This window comes from Pluralibacter sp. (assembly GCF_019237635.1).
GTDB lineage: Bacteria > Pseudomonadota > Gammaproteobacteria > Enterobacterales > Enterobacteriaceae > Enterobacter_B.
Window position 1 is genome coordinate 28947 of the sequence record NZ_JAFAGS010000001.1, and the last position, 17436, is coordinate 46382.

Here is a 17436-nt window from a genome sequence, read left to right on the forward strand (position 1 = left end):
TATGAGCCTGACCATCCGCTTAACGGGCACCGGCGGCGCGCAGCTGGTGCCGGTATTTGGCTGCGACTGCGCCGCCTGCCGCCGCGCGCGGGCGCAGGCGCAGTTTCGCCGCCGCCCGTGCAGCGCCGAAATCCGCTACAACGACGCGGTCACGCTGCTGGATGCCGGGCTGCCGGACCTGATGGAACGCTGGCCTGCGGGGAGCTTTCAGCAGTTTTTACTGACGCATTACCATATGGATCACGTGCAGGGGTTATTCCCCCTGCGCTGGGGCGTGGGCAAGCGCATCGCAGTCTACGGCCCGCCCGACGAACAGGGCTGCGACGATCTCTTCAAACATCCCGGCCTGCTCGATTTTAGCCATACCGTCGAGCCCTTTGTGGTGTTCGAGCTGCAAGGGCTGCAGGTGACGCCGCTGCCGCTGAACCATTCAAAACTCACCTTTGGCTATCTGCTGGAGTCGGCCCACAGCCGCGTCGCGTGGCTTTCCGACACCGCCGGGCTACCGGACAAGACGCTGAAGTTCTTACTCAACAATCACCCGCAGGCGATGATCATCGACTGCAGCCATGCTCCTCGCGCCGAAACGCCGAAGAACCATTGCGACCTGAACACCGTCATTGCCATCAACGAAACGATCCGTAGCCCCCGGGTGATACTGACCCATATCAGCCATCAGTTCGACGTGTGGATGATGGATAACCCGCTGCCAGCCGGGTTTGAGGCGGGGTATGACGGAATGGAGATTGTGCTGGATTAACGGTTGTACTCATCCTCAAGCTGCTGCTCCTGGTCATCGAGCTGGCGGCGTTCCTGATCGAGCTGACGCTGGCGATCGTCCAACTGGCGGCGCCGGTCTTCCAGTTGGCGATAGCGGTTATCGTACTGTCTGCTGCGGGCGTCGTTCTGCGACTGAGGATCATCGTGATAGACGCTATCGCTGCTCGGCTTATAGGCATCATTAATAGCCTGCTGAATGTTGCCGATCGCATCATCAATAATATCGGCGTGCGCCATGTGGCTTGTCAGCGACAGCAGGCCAACGAACAGAGCAGTAGTGTAACGTTTCATAAAACCAGTCCCGCAGGTGAGCTGACTTTACGGTAATCAACGACCGCACAAAGAGGTAGCGGAGGAATCTCAAATTCGCCGCTGTTCAACCGCCGCAATGGCCTCTATCCGCTCCTGATGTCGCCCCCCTTCAAACACCGCATTCAGCCAGGCGTCGACAATCATTTTTGCCAGTTCAACACCGACCACCCGCGAGCCGAATGCCAACACGTTAGTATCGTTATGCTGACGCGAAAGCTGCGCCGAATAGGGTTCACTACACACAACGGCACGTATACCTGGAAACTTGTTTGCCGTAATGGATATCCCGACGCCAGTGCCGCAAATCAGGGTTATGCATCCAATTAGTAGAACATATATTTCTCGATAAATGCTCCGATGACTTTTTCGTGGACCTCAACTGAACGCGAGAAACAGATCGCTTTACGAGCCAGCCGCTTAATGCAGGTTCGGAGCGTCAGGTTATTACGCTCAATACGTTGGGTGAATAAGATGCCTGTCCTTCGGGACTTCTCTGGCATAGCTGCCCCAGTCGTCGCTGGTGATCATGCCGATGGTGAATGGCGTGAGCAGTGCCAGTAGCTCCCGGCAGGTTTCATCGGTTCGGGGACCAAAAGTGTAGGCCAGTACACCGCCTGTTTTGGTGTTGTACGCATACCAGAGCCAGTGCTGTCGGGCTTTACTGCCAACGAAGCTCCATTGCTCATCAAGTTCACAGGTAAGCGCCATATCAGCATGGGCGACGGGCGAAGACGTTATTCGCTTCGGCGCGAGTTTTTTAAAGTCCGGATGACAGTGTTAATGCCGATTTTCAATGTCCTGGCGGTATCACGAACGCCAGAGCCGTTGAAAGCCATTTCAGTTATCTGCTCTTTAACGCCCGGTTTACGGGCTTCATAAGCGTAAGTGAGCTGAAACACGCGGCGGCAGTCACGGCAGCGAAATCTGTCATGGCCTTTAGGGTTCTGGCCATGAGGGAATCTCAAAGCGGCTATTATACATTAATTCAACTAATTAGAGGCATTACCCAATTTTATCTGTTGGCCGCCTGAAGTATGAGCAGCGCAACTTCACCCGACCCGCAGCCGTTAATGCGACAGAGCCGTTTTTCATGCTCTCCAATGGGATAGAAAGGTTCAGCAATACTAACATTATTAGACTTGCTTAAGCTTAAGGATGTGGCAGGCATTTTTGCAAGATATGTATGTGTTTATTTTGTCAGCTATTTCATTTATTAATAAATTTTTTACTAAAGCGACTGAGTACTGACACATAACACTTGGCGCTTTCATATTAAAAAAACTCAACCATTCCTCCGTGTATTTATTATATATTCTATTGGATTTATGTACATAGAAAAGAGCAGTGGCTGGTGAAAAAAAATGAACATAGCATATCGTATTATATGGAACTCAATTTCACAGGGATGGGTAATTGTATCTTCAAAAGGAAAGCAGAAACCCTCCAGAAATAATAGGCTGGCGATTTTTATCTTCGCCAGTGCATGTACCTACAGTTCGTCATCATTGGCAACGAATTATTTCTCCACTGTATCGGGTAATTTTAATTTTACTGACCCCAGTACAGTCATGACAACGACAAATTCGGCCCATGCACTATTAGCAAGTTCAGGGAATACGATAACCAGTAATTATTCTCTGACAATGAACACCATCGGTTCAGGAAGTTGTGGTATGGACGCTATAGTGGGAGGGACAATTAATCTGAAGGATGTCGACATTACAACCAGTGGCCAGAATGCAATTGGGATGTTTTCTAATGGCGGGAGTATCACATCTACGGATAAGGTAATAATACATACCAATGGTAATCAAGCCTACGGTGTATATTCTGATGCGGGAAATATAAATCTAGTTGATGCAGACATCACGACTACAGGTGACCGGAATTTTGGTCTAGCTGCCAATAATAATGGTGATGTTAGTGTTTCTGGGGCTTCAACCATTAATGTTAGTGGAAATCAGGTTTATGGTGTCTACGGCAGTGGCGGAGGATCGATAAATCTGAATGACCTGAATGTCACAGTTGACGGAACAACTAACAGTATGGGTGTCTATGCTACGGGGAATGGTACCGCAATAACAAGTTCTGGTTTTTCCACCGTTTATGCTAACGGTAGCACTTTGTATGGTGTTTCAGTAGAAAATGGTGCCGTGGTAAATATGAATGGCCTTGATGTAACGACCACCAGTGATGGTACTGTTGCAATCGTTGTAAAGGATGGGGAATTTGACAATTCTGGCACTACAGATATCCATACTGCAGGATATGCAGGAATACAAATATCAGGAGGTACAAGCTATCTAAACGACTTGAATATCACTAATAGTGGAGATAATGCAATTGGTATCTCTACAGAACGATCAGGAATGATAACCATCAGTGGAACTACCATTATAAACCAAACTGGTGGTAGTGATTACGGCATAATAGCATCAGATGGAAGCAGTATTAACCTGCAGGATGTAGCCATTACTAATGTCACTGGAGATTACAATCTCGGTATGTATGCAAGTGATGCTAATACGATAGTATCCAGTACTGGTACTGTAAATATCAATACTGCTGGTACTGAAAATCATGGTATCTTCATTGTTAGTGGTGCCACCGAAACTTTTAATAAACTAGAGATTATGAGTTCTGGGGACAATGCTACGGGCATTACGCTTAGTGATACTGACAGCCAGATTAATCTTAACGACACTGTAATCAGTACATCAGGTCTTGCATCCCATGGTTTCCAGGTTACAAGTGGTGCAGGCAAAACGTTTGATGGTTCTGCAGGAAATGTCCTTCCTTCAATTACCGTTGATGGTGCCGGTTCCGCCTTACTTGATGCCAGTGATGCAGGCAGTGAAATTTACTTAAACAACCAGCAGCTTAACATTAACCAGACTATTGGTCCGGACACCTGGGGAGTTAAGGCAGAAAACGGTGGAGAAATACATCTCGAAGGTAGCAGTGACTCAGGGGGTACCGGATTGTGGGCTTCAGGAGCTGGCAGTAACCTAGTACTAAACGGTACAACCGACACTACAGGGTCAAGGGTAAAACTGGATGACAGCAGTACCCTCACGCTAAGCCGGGGGGATAATACTGCAAGTATTGGTTCTCTGGAGGGGGAGGCATCATCCACAGTCAGTTCCATGACCGCTGATGGCGCTCTGTCTATTGGCGTCAACAATACCGCCAGCAATGGAAGTATGATTGATGATGCGAATTTCGCTGGTGCTTTCACGAATATCGGCCAGCTTATCAAAACTGGTTCTCTGACGCAGATCCTTAGTGGTTCGGGCAACACTGTGGGCAGCGTGGATGTGAACGGCGGTACGCTGAGATTTGAACAGTCGGGTCCATTTACCACCACAGCTGACTACCGAACGCAAACAGGGGCAACTACCGATATCGGGCTGGCCGGTGCTACCCTCATTGTGGGTGGTGCATTTACGCAGGAATCCGGATCAACTCTCAACGTCACACTTGACAGTGGCAATGATGTCACGGCTGATACAGCCAGTCTGGATGGGGTGCTTACCGTTAATGGATTCGTCGGAGGACCAACTCCCGTAAAATCAAGCGACGTGGCAAGCAATACCTATACAGTCATCCATACCCTTAACGGCATCACGGGTGATTTCTCAAACAACCTGGCGTCCCAACTGGATTATCTCCTCTACGACGGGCATATCTCAACCGACGGTAAGGACTACAATCTCGGCTTCCGGCTGGCCTGGAATGAAGGACTCCAGGATAAAAGTACCGGGGGTTTTACCCTTAATGACGGCACCGCATTTGATGTTGATACCGTCCTGGCTGACCAGACCGCCCCCACTGGTGGTTTCGATACTGGCTGGGATGGCAAAAGCCTGACCAAAGCCGGTAACGGCCTTCTGGTGCTATCTGCTGTCAACACCTATACCGGCAGCACCACCCTCAATGCCGGTATCCTGCGTACCGACGTGGCTGACAGTATTGCTGACAGCAGTGCACTGACCATTAATGGCGGGGTATTCGACCTCAACGGTAATCACCAACTGGTAAACAACCTCAGCGGAACGGGGGGGACCGTCGTGCTAAACGGGGCAACACTGACCGCTGTAAACACCTCCTCTACAGACAACACCACCTACGCTGGCGACATCACTGACGGTGGTACGCCGGGTGGCGGTCTGACCAAATCAGGAAACGGAACCCTTACGCTCTCCGGCAAAACAGCCTGGACAGGAGATACCCGTATTGATGCAGGCGGACTGGCGCTGGATGGAGCTGCTGGCGGCGCACAATTGGTCAGTAATATCATCGGGGCAGACAACACGACGCTGTCGCTGCAGAACGGCGCGAGCCTGACCGGTACGGTTGACCCGACCAGCGTCAGTATCGATACCGCCAGCCGTTGGAACATGACCGGAGACTCTCTGGTCAACGACGTTAACCTTGCCGGTACCATCAACTTCGTCGCCCCCTCCGCCTCACCGATGACAGACGGACATACCCTGACTACCGGTAACTGGAATGGCCAGGGCGGTACCGTCGTGCTGAACACCGTGCTCGGAGATGATACCTCTGTGACGGATAAAATCGTGGTGAATGGCGACACCCGCGGAAATACGTTTGTGAAGGTAAACAATGCGGGGGGGCATGGCGCACAAACGGTCGAAGGTATCCGTGTCGTCGAGGTCACCGGCCAGTCTGACGGTACCTTCACCAAATCCGGCCGCATTGTTGCCGGGGCCTACGACTACAGCCTGATGCAGAAAGGCCCTGACTGGTATCTGACCAGCCAGTATATTGCCCCGGCAGCAGATCCTGCACCAGTGATCCGTCCTGAAGCGGGCAGCTACATCGCCAACCAGGCGGCTGCCAATACCATGTTCATCCTCCGCCTGCACGATCGCCTGGGCGAAACACAGTACACTGACGCCCTGACCGGGGAAAAGAAAGTCACCAGTCTGTGGCTGCGTCAGTCCGGCGGTCATAACGCCTGGAAAGACAGTACCGGGCAGCTCAGTACCCAAAGCAATCGCTATGTCACCCAACTGGGGGGCGATATCGCGCAATGGAGCACTGATGGCTTACAGCGTCTTCATCTCGGCGTAATGGCTGGCTACGGAAATAACAGCAGCAATACGCACTCTGGCGTTTCTGGCTATCACGCGGAAGGCACCGTCAGCGGATACAGCGCGGGCGTCTATGCCACCTGGTACCAGAACGATGAGACCCGCCAGGGCCTGTACCTGGACAGCTGGGCACAGTACGGCTGGTTTAACAATGAGGTGAAAGGTCAGGACACTCCGCGTGAAAGCTACAAATCCAGCGGTCTTACCGCCTCCCTGGAGATGGGATATACCCACAAACTGGGTGAGTTCACCGGGAGCCAGGGGTCGCTTAATGAATGGTTTATCCAGCCTCAGGCACAGGTTGTCTGGATGGGGGTTAACGCTGATGGCCATCAGGAACACAATGGCACACGGGTTAGCGCAGAAGGTGAAGGTAATCTTCAGACACGCCTGGGCATTCGTACCTATCTGAAAGGTCACAGTAAACACGATGCTGCCACTGGCCGGACGTTCCAGCCATTTGTTGAGGTGAACTGGATCCACAACACTCAGGACTTTGGAACCCGGATGGACGGTGTAAGTGTTCATCAAAGCGGTGCCAGCAACATCGGGGAAATCAAAACCGGGGTTGAGGGACAACTCACTTCCCGACTGAACCTGTGGGGTAATGTGGGCGTGCAGATCGGAGATAAGGGATATAACGACACCTCTGCCATGGTCGGGGTGAAATACGCCTTCTGACAAAGGCGAGTACAGAGCCTGAATGCTAAAGGCTCTGTACTCGCATAATGGGAAGGATGATCTCCGCTTTACGTCAGCAATGGGGCTCTGTCGCATTAATGTCACATCCGGCAACAGCGACTACGATCCGGGCCGACAGGTTTCTCAAATTGATAATTTTATCACCGCAAATGTCGATATGATATTTCTCAACGCCGCCGACGAGAAGTGATGGCGGCGAAAGCGGTGGAGATTGGCTATAACATTCAGCAAGGGAAGCCAGCGCCGAAAACGCCAGTGCTGATCCCGGTGACGCTGACTGATAAAAGCAACGTCGGCAGCGATAAGGGCTGGACGGTCAAATAAGTGCCCTCTCAGCCTTCCCTCTTCCCCTTTTGGGGGAAATGCGCGCGCAAATCTCAAGGAGTCCCGATGAAACGCTCCGAAATTAACGACATCCTCGGCCATACCCGGCAGTTTTTCTCGCAGCAAGATGTACACCTGCCGCCGTTTGCCAGCTTCCCCCCGACCCGATGGCGCAAGCTCGACCCCGACGACTGGCAGGAAGTTTTTGCCCTGAAGCTCGGCTGGGACGTCACCGCGTTCGGCGGCAACAGTTTCCCCACCTTCGGGCTGACGCTGTTTACGCTGCGCAACGGCTCGCCGAAGGGGATGCCGTACGAGAAGTGCTATGCCGAGAAAATCATGCACGTGCGCGACGGCCAGATAACACCGCTGCATTTTCACTGGCGCAAGCGCGAGGACATCATTAACCGCGGCGGCGGCAACCTGATCGTCGAACTGTGGAATGCGGATGCCAGTGGAAAAACGGAGAACACCGACGTGATGGTCACCCTTGACGGCTGCCGTCAGACCCACGCGGCAGGCAGCCAACTGCGCCTGTCGCCTGGGGAGAGCATCTGCCTGCCGCCGGGGCTGTACCACAGCTTTTGGGGAGAGCGCGGCTTCGGCGACGTGCTGGTCGGCGAAGTCTCCTCCATCAACGACGACGATCACGATAATCATTTCCTGAATCCCATTGACCGCTACACTCAAATAGAGGAAGACGAGCCCGCACAGTTGGTGTTGTGCAATGAATACCGTCGATTACTCGGCTAAAAGGAGATGATGATGCCCTTGATATCATTGGCCGCAGGACTACGGCACGCCCGGGAGCATCATTACGCGCTCGGCGCCTTTAATGTCCTCGACTCCCACTTTCTGCGCGCGCTGTACGCCGCTGCGGAGCAGGAGCGCTCGCCGTTTATCATCAACATCGCCGAAGTCCATTTCAAATACCTGCCGCTGGAATCGCTGACAGAGCTCATCCTGTTTGAAGCGGCCAGACACGACATTCCGGTGGTGCTCAACCTCGACCACGGCCTGCATTTTGAGGCAGTGGTCCGCGCCATACGCCTTGGTTTTAGTTCGGTGATGTTTGACGGCTCAACGCTGGATTACGACGAAAATATCCGCCAGACGCGGGAAGTGGTGAGAATGTGCCACGCCGTTGGCGTGTCGGTGGAGGCCGAACTGGGCGCGGTGGGCGGCAATGAGGGCGGCGAGCTCTACGGCCACGTCGACAAAAGCCATTTCACCGACCCGGGGCTGGCCCGCGATTTTGTCGACCGGACCGGTATCGATGCGCTGGCGGTCGCCATCGGCAACGCGCACGGGAAATACAAAGGCGAGCCGAAGCTCGACTTTTCCCGTCTTGACCTGATCCGCCAGCAGACCGGTCTACCGCTGGTACTGCATGGCGGTTCAGGGATCAGCAACGCCGATTTTCGGCGCGCCATTGCGCTTGGCATTCGCAAAATCAATTTCTATACCGGGATGTCTCAGGCCGCCCTCACCGCCATTGGACAACGGATGGCGCACCGTAAGTCTATCTACGACGAGCTGGCAGAACTGCTGCTCGGTATAGAAACGGCGATTACCGATACCGTCGCCGAACAAATGCAGATCTTTGGCAGCGCGGGGAAAGCATAATGGAACGCAAAGGGGTTATCGCGGCGGGCAACATGCTGGTCGATCATGTGCATAAAATCGTACAGTGGCCCGAGCGCGGCTGGCTTGCGGAGATCACGCACAGCGAGCGCGCGACCGGCGGCGCACCGCTTAACGTACTGCTGACGCTGGCGAAAATGCACTGTCACCTGCCGCTGCAGGCGGTCGGGCTGATTGGCGAAGACGCCGACGGCGACTACATCAACGCCATGCTCGACCAGTACCACGTCAATCGCCAGCACGTACAGCGCACCACCTTTGCGCCAACGTCCATGTCGCAGGTGATGACCGACCCCAGCGGGCAGCGCACCTTCTTCCATTCGCCGGGGGCGAACCGGCTGCTGGATCTTCCCGCCTTCGATCGACTGGATCCGACGATGAAGATCTTCCATCTGGGCTATCTGCTGTTGCTCGACACCCTCGATCTTGCCGATGATGCCTATGGCACCCGCGCAGCGCGCCTGCTGGCGCAGATGCAGGATCTGGGCTACGAAACCTCGCTGGATCTGGTGTCACGCAAAGGCGATCCGCGCTATCAGCCGCTGGTGCTGCCCGCGCTACGGTATCTGGATTATCTGGTGATCAACGAACTGGAGGCCGGGGAGTTCAGCGGGCTTGAGATCCGCACCGTCAGCGGCGAACCGGATATCGACAATATTGCCCGCGCGGCGGCGCTGCTGCTACAGGCGGGGGTGAAACAACGGGCGGTGATCCACTGTCCGGAAGGCGCGTGGGGGCAATCGCCCGATGACGACGGGATGTGGGTGCCCTCCTGGCAGCTGACGCAGGAGGAGATCGTCGGCAGCGTCGGCGCCGGGGATGCGTTTTGCGCCGGGTTCTTATACGGCTGTCATGAGCAGTGGCCGCTCGCCGAAAGCCTGCAGTTGGCCCATGCCTGCGCCCGCGCGAGCCTGCTGTGCGCCAACGCCATTGACGGCGCCAAAACCCTCGACGAGCTGCTGGCGTTTATCGACGAGCATCCGCTTACGCCATAGCCTCAGGCGCATGTTCAGCACATCGATAGTCCGGTCTGGCAGGTCAGGACATCAAAGGCATGCATACTGTGTGGATAATTACCGAAAGACGTAAAAGGTACGCGCTTAGCTGGCGGGTAAAAGTATAAGCGTTGTCACACTATTTATTTGAATCATCATTCTGGCCTATTCAACAAACGCCATCGCACAAATACCTAAAAGAAAAAGCCACCCGACTCACACTTATATTTCTGAAAAAGCGTTTTTTATCTTTATGATGTTACCCGGCGTTGGCTAACGGCTGTTTTTGCCTTAATAAATTTACGACACAAATGATAAAATGGAGAACCATATGAATAACTGTCGGTTATTCCGCTTTAGCACGGCCTTTATATCGATGACTGCTGTTACGGGATTATGGATTAATACAAGCTTTGCCAACGAACTCCCTCAGCCAGCAACGCAATACACACAGAACATTAATCAGCAATATTTAAAATCACTTCCCTTTAACGATCGCCAGGATTTTGACGATGCCCAGCGAGGTTTTATCGCGCCATTATTGAACCATGGTGAATTGAAAAACGCGCAAGGCAACATCATATACCGCGCTGAGGATTATAAATTCGATCTCAATGCACCCGCACCCGATACGGTAAACCCGAGCTTCTGGCGTCAGTCACAGCTAAACGGAATTTCAGGTCTGTTTAAAGTGACCGACCGCATGTACCAGGTACGCAGTCAGGATATTTCCAATATCACCTTTATTGAGGGTGATACCGGGATTATTGTTATCGACCCCCTCGTAACCGCACCGGCAGCCAGGGCCGCGCTCGACCTTTATTTCCAGCACAGACCCAAAAAACCTATCGTTGCGGTGATTTATACCCATAGCCATACCGATCACTATGGCGGCGTCAAAGGCATCGTCTCCGAAGAAGACGTTAAGTCCGGTAAAGTGCAAATTATCGCTCCGGCAGGGTTTATGGAAGAGGCGATCAGTGAAAACGTCCTGGCGGGCAACATTATGAATCGCCGCGTGTTCTATTCTTATGGCTTATTGTTGCCGCACAATGCCCAAGGGGATATTGGCAATGGTCTGGGCGTGACCATTTCAGCAGGTGGCCCGACCATTATCGCGCCGACCCTCTCCATCACCAAAACCGGTGAAAAACATATCATCGCCGGTCTGGAATTTGATTTCCTGATGGCGCCAGGCAGCGAAGCGCCCGCCGAAATGCACTTCTATATTCCGGCACTGAAAGCCCTCTGCACCGCAGAGAACGCTACGCATACGCTGCATAATTTCTACACCCTGCGTGGCGCCAAGACCCGCGACGTCAGCAAGTGGACGACATATCTAAACGAAACGTTGGATATGTGGGGAGGCCAGGCGGAAGTGCTGTTTATGCCGCACACATGGCCTGTCTGGGGTAACCAGCACATCAATGACTATATCGGCAAATATCGTGACACGATTAAGTACATTCACGATCAAACGCTGAACCTGGCGAACCAGGGCTACACGATGAATGAAATCGGCAACATGGTTAAGCTGCCGCCAGTACTGGAAAATAACTGGGCGAGCCGCGGTTATTATGGTTCTGTCAGTCATAACGCGCGCGCGGTTTACAACTATTATCTCGGCTATTTTGATGGCAACCCTGCCAACCTGAACCCGTACGGACAGGTTGACATGGGTAAACGCTATGTGAAAGCACTGGGCGGTTCCGCCCATACGATCAGTCTTGCCCAGGAAGCCTACAACCAGGGCGACTACCGCTGGGCGGCTGAGCTGCTAAAACAGGTGATTGCCGCCGATCCTGCCGACCAGACTGCAAAAAACCTGCAGGCGAATACGTTTGAGCAGATGGGTTATCAGGCAGAATCAGCCACATGGCGCGGCTTCTACCTGACTGGTGCGAAAGAATTGCGTGAAGGTGTGCATAAGATGTCCCACGGATCATCAAATTCGCCGGATACCATCAAAGGTATGACGGTGGAAATGCTGTTTGATTACATGGCCATACGTCTGAACGCCGACAAAGCCGCAGGTAAAGACATTAGCCTGAACTTCAATCTGGAGAACAACGATAACCTGAACCTGACCCTGAACAACAGCGTTCTCAACTATCGCCAGATGCTGCAGCCGAAAGCGGATGCCTCATTTTATATGAACCGAACCGATCTCCACGATGTGTTGACCGGCCAGGCGAAGATGGCAAATCTCATCAAAGCGAAAAAAGTCAAAATCATCGGCAATTCTGCGAAACTGGATGAAATTATCGCTTGTTTAGATAATTTCGACCTGTGGGTCAATATCGTCACACCGAATTAATTATTTTCACTTCCGAAAGCGACGTCGCTTTCGGAAGTTTTATATATCAACAAACAATAAAACGAAATAAATAATACACCACACTAATAAGTAATGAATGCGATCAACGAACAAAGAGATTTTACTTCACCACAAAAATAGCCATACTGAGACACTCCATGAATATTCACATTCACTCAAAATATTACTCGCACCAGACAGGGTGTATTTTATCATGCAAACAGTGCTATCCCGTAGTGTGATGCGGCTGACAAAAACAAGCGGAATAATTCTCGTAGGGCTTTTATCCGGGTGCTCGTTACCCCCGTCAATCCCGGTGATCAGCACTTATTATCCCGACTGGTTTTTCTGCATTATTGCCAGCCTTATTGTGACGCTCATTACAAGACAAATCATTCAACATATTTATAAAAACCTGTCTTACGTTGGGGTCGTTTATACCGCCCTTTTTGCTCTCTACGCCATGCTGTTCTGGTTGGTATGTTTTTAATTGATTTGAGACCTGCCCATGGAAAGTTCGCCCCAAAAAGCCTCACATAACAAATTACCGGCTCTGCTGCTGGTTCTGGTAACGCTGATCGTCCTGATTTATGTCATCTGGCGGGTAGATAACACCCCCTCAACCGATGATGCCTATGCTTCTGCCGATACGATTGATGTCGTGCCGGAAGTCAGCGGTCGAATTGTAGAACTGGCGGTGACCGACAACCAATTCGTAAAACAAGGCGATCTGCTGTTTCGTATCGATCCCCGCACGTATGAGGCTAATCTGGCCAAGGCCGAAGCCTCCCTCGTCGCTCTGGATAAACAAATTATGCTGACCCAGCGTAGCGTCAATGCGCAGCAATTCGGCGCCGACTCCATACAGGCAGCCGTTGAAAAGGCCCGCGCCGCCGCAAAACAGGCCAGCGATACCTTCCGCCGGACGGAACCGCTGCTGGCAGAAGGTTTTGTCTCAGCGGAAGATGTCGACCGCGCCAGGACAGCGCAACGCGCAGCAGAAGCCGACCTCAATACCGTTTTATTGCAGGCGCCGCCAGCGCGGTGAGCGGGGTTGATGCCCTGGTGGCCCAACGGGCTGCGGTACAGGCTGATATTGTGCTGACCAGGCTCCATCTTGAAATGGCGACAGTGCGCGCGCCTTTTGACGGCCGTGTCGTGTCGTTAAAAACGTCAACCGGTCAATTTGCGTCTGCGATGAAGCCCATTTTCACCCTGATTGATACCCGTCATTGGTACGTTATCGCCAATTTCCGGGAAACCGACCTGAAAAATATCCCTATCGGCTCACCCGCGAAGATTCACCTGATGAGCGATAGCAGGAAAACCTTTACCGGGAAAGTGGATTCTATTGGTTACGGCGTACTGCCGGACGATGGCGGTGTGATACTTGGCGGCCTGCCACGCGTTTCTCGCTCCATCAACTGGGTCCGCGTTGCCCAGCGTTTTCCGGTAAAAATTATGGTCGACAAGCCCGATCCTGATATGTTTCGCATCGGTGCCTCGGCGGTTGCGACGCTAGAGCCGCGGTGATGAACGTGCTCAATGTATTGCCAATGCCGCTGGTCAGGCTGCTGGCGTTTTTCCATGAAGAATTAAGCGAAAAGCGCCCAGGACGAGTACCTCAAACGCTACAGCTATGGGCAGGCTGTCTGTTGGTGGTATTGATCTCAATGACCTTTGAGATCCCTTTTTTGGCTATCTCGCTAGCCGTACTCTTTTATGGCGTCCAGTCCAATGCCTTTTACACGAAATTTGTCGCGCTCCTGTTTGTCGCAGCTACGGTACTGGAAATTGGCAGCCTGTTTTTAATCTACAAATGGTCTTACAGCTATCCACTCATGCGGCTCATTATCTCCAGTCCCATTCTGTTGGGCTGCATGTTTATGATGCGAACGTATCGTCTGGGGTTATTATTTTTTGCCGTTGCCATTATCGCCGTTTACGGTCAAACATTCCCCGGAATGCTCGACTATCCTGAGGTCGTCGTACGGCTGACGCTATGGTGTATCGTCGTCGGCCTCTACCCTGCGTTATTGATGACGTTAATTGGCGTCCTGTGGTTTCCCACCCGTGCCGTACAACAAATGCGTCATACGCTGTGTTCCCGGTTGGATGATGCCTTAAGTCACCTGACCGTAGCGGCCACACCGTTACCGGAAAAGCGTATTGAAAAAGAGGTGCTGGCCCTGCAAAAGCTCAACGCCTTTTGTCTGGCGGATAACGCCAGTTGGCGAAACCAAAGCGCCTGGTGGCAAACCTGCGTGACAACCGTCAGTTACCTGTATACCCGCCTTAATCGCTACAATATCGCGGCAGTTGCCAAAACCGCAGAAACGCATGATTTCATGATAAAATTAACCAATGAAATCCATTCGCTAAAGCGTGCAATTACCACAGGCGAAATCTGGCAAAGCGACTGGCAGCCCAGCGAACGTGAAATGGCCGCCGCACGGGCGAGTGGGCTGGAAAACCTCTGTCATGCATTGCTGAATCTGGGTCGTATGGATCCCGATACGCCGCCTGTCCCCGCGTCCCGCCCACCGTCAATGGTCGCGGATGCGTTTACCAATCCCAACTATGTCCGCTATTCGCTGAAAACGCTGCTGGCCTGCATGATTTGCTATGTGTTTTATACCGGCGTCGACTGGGAAGGCATCCACACCTGCATGTTAACCTGCATCATCGTCGCTAACCCGACTGTCGGCTCATCGTTTCAAAAAATGGCGCTACGTTTTGGCGGCGCACTATGCGGCGCGCTCCTCGCTTTGCTGATGACGATTTTCGTTATCCCACGGCTGGACAATATCGTTGAGCTACTGGTGATGCTGGCGCCGATATTTCTGATCGCCTCCTGGATTACCACCGGCTCAGAGCGCTCTTCCTACATCGGAACACAAATGATTGTCACCTTTTCGCTGGCGACCCTGGAAAATGTGTTTGGCCCGGTCTCTGATCTGGTGGAAATTCGCGATCGCGCAGCCGGTATTTTGATCGGTACTGCCGTTTCAGCGGTGATTTACACCTTCATCTGGCCAGAAAGCGAAGCGCGCGTATTACCGCAGAAACTGGCAGGCGCGATGGGGATGCTCGGAAAACTGCTTCGCGTCCCCCGTCAACAGGAAGCCACGATCCAGAGAACCTATCTGCAATTGCGTGTTGGTTTACACGCTGCGTTCAATGCCTGCGAAGAGGCCAGTGAGCGCGTCGCTCTGGAGCGCCAGATAGTCACGGCAGAGCGTGAATTACTGCTTCAGCGTACCCAGTCCATCCTCCACCATGGGCGCGAGATCCTCTATACCTGGGACGAAACCCGAAATGACGATCTTCAGGCGCAAGATCAGGCCGTTATCCAGGACAGGGCAAACCATTTGGCTGGCCTGCTGGAAAAATATGCAGCAGACCTGACCTGTGCCGCCAGCCAGGCGCCGGTGATTGCGCTAGAGGAGACGCCAGCGTCACTTTCCCGTCTGCCTGAGTGCGTTAAACAAGAGCAACGCGTCGGACTGCTCATTACCCAACTACCCGACTGGAGCACGCCAGCGTTATCGCCAGCCACGGAACAGGCACAAGGAGCCGCTCAATCATGACCCGTCATCTTTCACGCTTATTCCTCTGTAGCCTCCTCGGCTGCACGACGGTGATTTCCGGCTGTGCGCTGGTACGCAATGACACGCCCGCACACCAACAGCTCAAGCCAGAACAGATCACGCTGGCAGAGGATATCCATCTGCCAGGCTCCGGTTGGCCGCAGGCGCAATGGTGGAAGCCGTTTAACGACCCCCAACTAGATGCATTAATTCAGCAAACACTCAGCGGGTCACACACCCTGGCTGAAGCGAAATTGCGGGAAGATAAAACCCAATCGCAGGCCGACTTGCTGGATGCCGGCTCGCAGCTTCAGGTCGCCGCGTTAGGTATGCTTAACCGTCAGCGCGTCTCCGCCAACGGTTTTCTGAGCCCCTACGCCATGGACGCACCGCGTCTGGGTATGGACGGCCCCTACTATACGGAAGCCACGATGGGGTTGTTCGCCGGGCTGGATCTCGATCTGTGGGGCGTCCATCGCGCTTCCGTTGCCGCCGCTATTGGCGCGCATAATGCCGCAATCGCTGAAACCGCAACGGTGGAGTTATCACTCTCCACCGCTGTTGCGCAGATTTACTACAGTATGCAAGCCAGCTACCAGATGCTCGACTTGCTGCAACAAACCCACGATGTCATTGATTACGCAGTAAAAGCACACCAAAGTAAAGTGGCTCACGGGCTGGAAGCAAAAGTGCCTTACCACGGCGCTCGCGCGCAACTCCTGGCGGTCGAAAAACAGATTGTCGCCGTTCAGGGACACATAAAGGAGACACGCGAGTCGCTGCGCGCGCTGATGGGCGCAACCTCGAAGACTATGCCGGAGATAAAGCCCGTATCTCTACCTCTGGTGCAGACCGGTATTCCGGGTATGCTGCCGTACGACCTGCTCGCTCGCCGCCCCGATCTTCAGGCGATGCGTTGGTACGTACAATCATCGATGAGCCAGGTGGATGCGGCACGCGCGCTGTTCTACCCCAGCTTTGATATCAAAGCGTTCTTCGGCTTTGACGCGATTCATCTTAATGATCTCCTGAAAGGCACCAGCCAGCAGATTAACTTCATCCCCGGTCTGCATTTACCGTTATTTGACGGTGGGCGATTGAACGCCAACCTGGAGAACAACCGCGCCGCCAGCAATATGATGATTGAGCGCTACAATCAGTCCGTGCTTAATGCCGTTCGCGATGTCGCGATTAACGGCACGCGCCTGCAAACACTGAATGAAGAGCGGGCTATGCAAGCCGATCGCGTCGACGCTATGCGCTACGCGCAGTCATCGGCAGACGCGGCTTATAAACGCGGTCTTGGCAGCCGTCTGCAAGCCACAGAAGCCCGCGTGCCTGTTCTGGCGGAAGAGATGTCGCTATTGATGCTGGATACGCAGCGGGTGATTCAGAACATCCAACTGATTAAATCGCTGGGCGGCGGTTATCAGGCTCTTCCAGAGGAAAAGTAACCTCCGTGCCGCGTGACGTATATCACGCGGTTTCTCATTTCGACACGTCAAAATTGACGACGAACGGTTTTTCGTCAGCGCGTTGAGCAAAATCCCCCGTAATATCTCTACATTCCCACATCAGAAACATGGCATAAAAGATGCATTACAGTGATGTGACCGCATTCGTGCGTATTGTTTAACTGGAGCGAAACCGATGAA

10 protein-coding genes and 4 pseudogenes are annotated in these 17436 nt (G+C 53.0%); 11 read left to right on the forward strand and 3 right to left on the reverse strand.

Annotation, left to right across the window (positions count from 1 at the left end):
• The first annotated feature begins 1 nt into the window (after position 1).
• Positions 2-760 carry a phosphonate metabolism protein PhnP gene (phnP, locus tag JO226_RS00140; protein WP_293471583.1) on the forward strand — a complete coding sequence of 253 codons (759 nt, stop codon included), beginning with the start codon at positions 2-4 and terminating at the stop codon, positions 758-760.
• Here phnP and yjdP read toward each other — a convergent pair.
• From yjdP to JO226_RS00155, 3 genes and pseudogenes are all read right to left on the reverse strand, one after another.
• Positions 757-1071 (reverse strand): DDRRRQL repeat protein YjdP, encoded by a 315-nt coding sequence (gene yjdP, locus JO226_RS00145; RefSeq protein WP_293471585.1) that lies wholly within the window; start codon positions 1069-1071, stop codon positions 757-759. The genes phnP and yjdP overlap by 4 nt on opposite strands.
• A gap of 69 nt (positions 1072-1140) precedes the next feature.
• Positions 1141-1401: pseudogene (gene rpiB / locus JO226_RS00150) on the reverse strand (bifunctional allose-6-phosphate isomerase/ribose-5-phosphate isomerase RpiB); the annotation flags it as partial.
• Between the two features lie 14 nt (positions 1402-1415).
• Positions 1416-2069: pseudogene (locus JO226_RS00155) on the reverse strand (IS1 family transposase).
• Positions 2070-2765: 696 nt separating this feature from the next.
• Here JO226_RS00155 and JO226_RS00160 point away from each other — a divergent pair.
• From JO226_RS00160 to JO226_RS00205, 10 genes and pseudogenes are all read left to right on the forward strand, one after another.
• Positions 2766-6890: an autotransporter outer membrane beta-barrel domain-containing protein gene (locus tag JO226_RS00160; RefSeq protein WP_293471587.1), complete on the forward strand. Its 4125-nt coding sequence runs from the start codon at positions 2766-2768 to the stop codon at positions 6888-6890.
• 207 nt (positions 6891-7097) lie between these two features.
• Positions 7098-7235: pseudogene (locus JO226_RS00165) on the forward strand (transcriptional regulator); the annotation flags it as partial.
• Between the two features lie 66 nt (positions 7236-7301).
• The gene (locus tag JO226_RS00170; RefSeq protein WP_293471589.1) at positions 7302-7988 is read left to right on the forward strand and encodes a D-lyxose/D-mannose family sugar isomerase; all 687 of its coding nucleotides are present in this window, start codon (positions 7302-7304) and stop codon (positions 7986-7988) included.
• A gap of 12 nt (positions 7989-8000) precedes the next feature.
• Positions 8001-8861: a ketose 1,6-bisphosphate aldolase gene (locus JO226_RS00175; protein WP_293471590.1), complete on the forward strand. Its 861-nt coding sequence runs from the start codon at positions 8001-8003 to the stop codon at positions 8859-8861.
• Positions 8858-9874, forward strand: coding sequence for a carbohydrate kinase family protein (locus JO226_RS00180; RefSeq protein WP_293471601.1), 1017 nt, complete (start codon positions 8858-8860; stop codon positions 9872-9874). The genes JO226_RS00175 and JO226_RS00180 overlap by 4 nt, the downstream gene beginning before the upstream one ends.
• A gap of 331 nt (positions 9875-10205) precedes the next feature.
• Complete coding sequence (locus JO226_RS00185) at positions 10206-12191, forward strand: alkyl sulfatase dimerization domain-containing protein (RefSeq protein WP_293471592.1); 1986 nt, start codon at positions 10206-10208, stop codon at positions 12189-12191.
• Between the two features lie 214 nt (positions 12192-12405).
• Entirely contained in the window at positions 12406-12681 is a 276-nt protein-coding gene (locus tag JO226_RS00190; RefSeq protein ID WP_293471594.1) for a YtcA family lipoprotein, read from the forward strand.
• 18 nt (positions 12682-12699) lie between these two features.
• Positions 12700-13724: pseudogene (mdtN, locus tag JO226_RS00195) on the forward strand (multidrug transporter subunit MdtN).
• On the forward strand, positions 13724-15781 hold the full coding sequence (gene mdtO, locus JO226_RS00200; protein WP_293471595.1) for a multidrug efflux transporter permease subunit MdtO: 2058 nt from the start codon (positions 13724-13726) through the stop codon (positions 15779-15781). The pseudogene mdtN and the gene mdtO overlap by 1 nt, the downstream one beginning before the upstream one ends.
• A complete protein-coding gene (locus JO226_RS00205) occupies positions 15775-17235 on the forward strand; it encodes an MdtP family multidrug efflux transporter outer membrane subunit (protein ID WP_293471603.1) in 1461 nt (486 codons plus the stop codon). The genes mdtO and JO226_RS00205 overlap by 7 nt, the downstream gene beginning before the upstream one ends.
• The last annotated feature ends 201 nt before the right edge of the window (positions 17236-17436 follow it).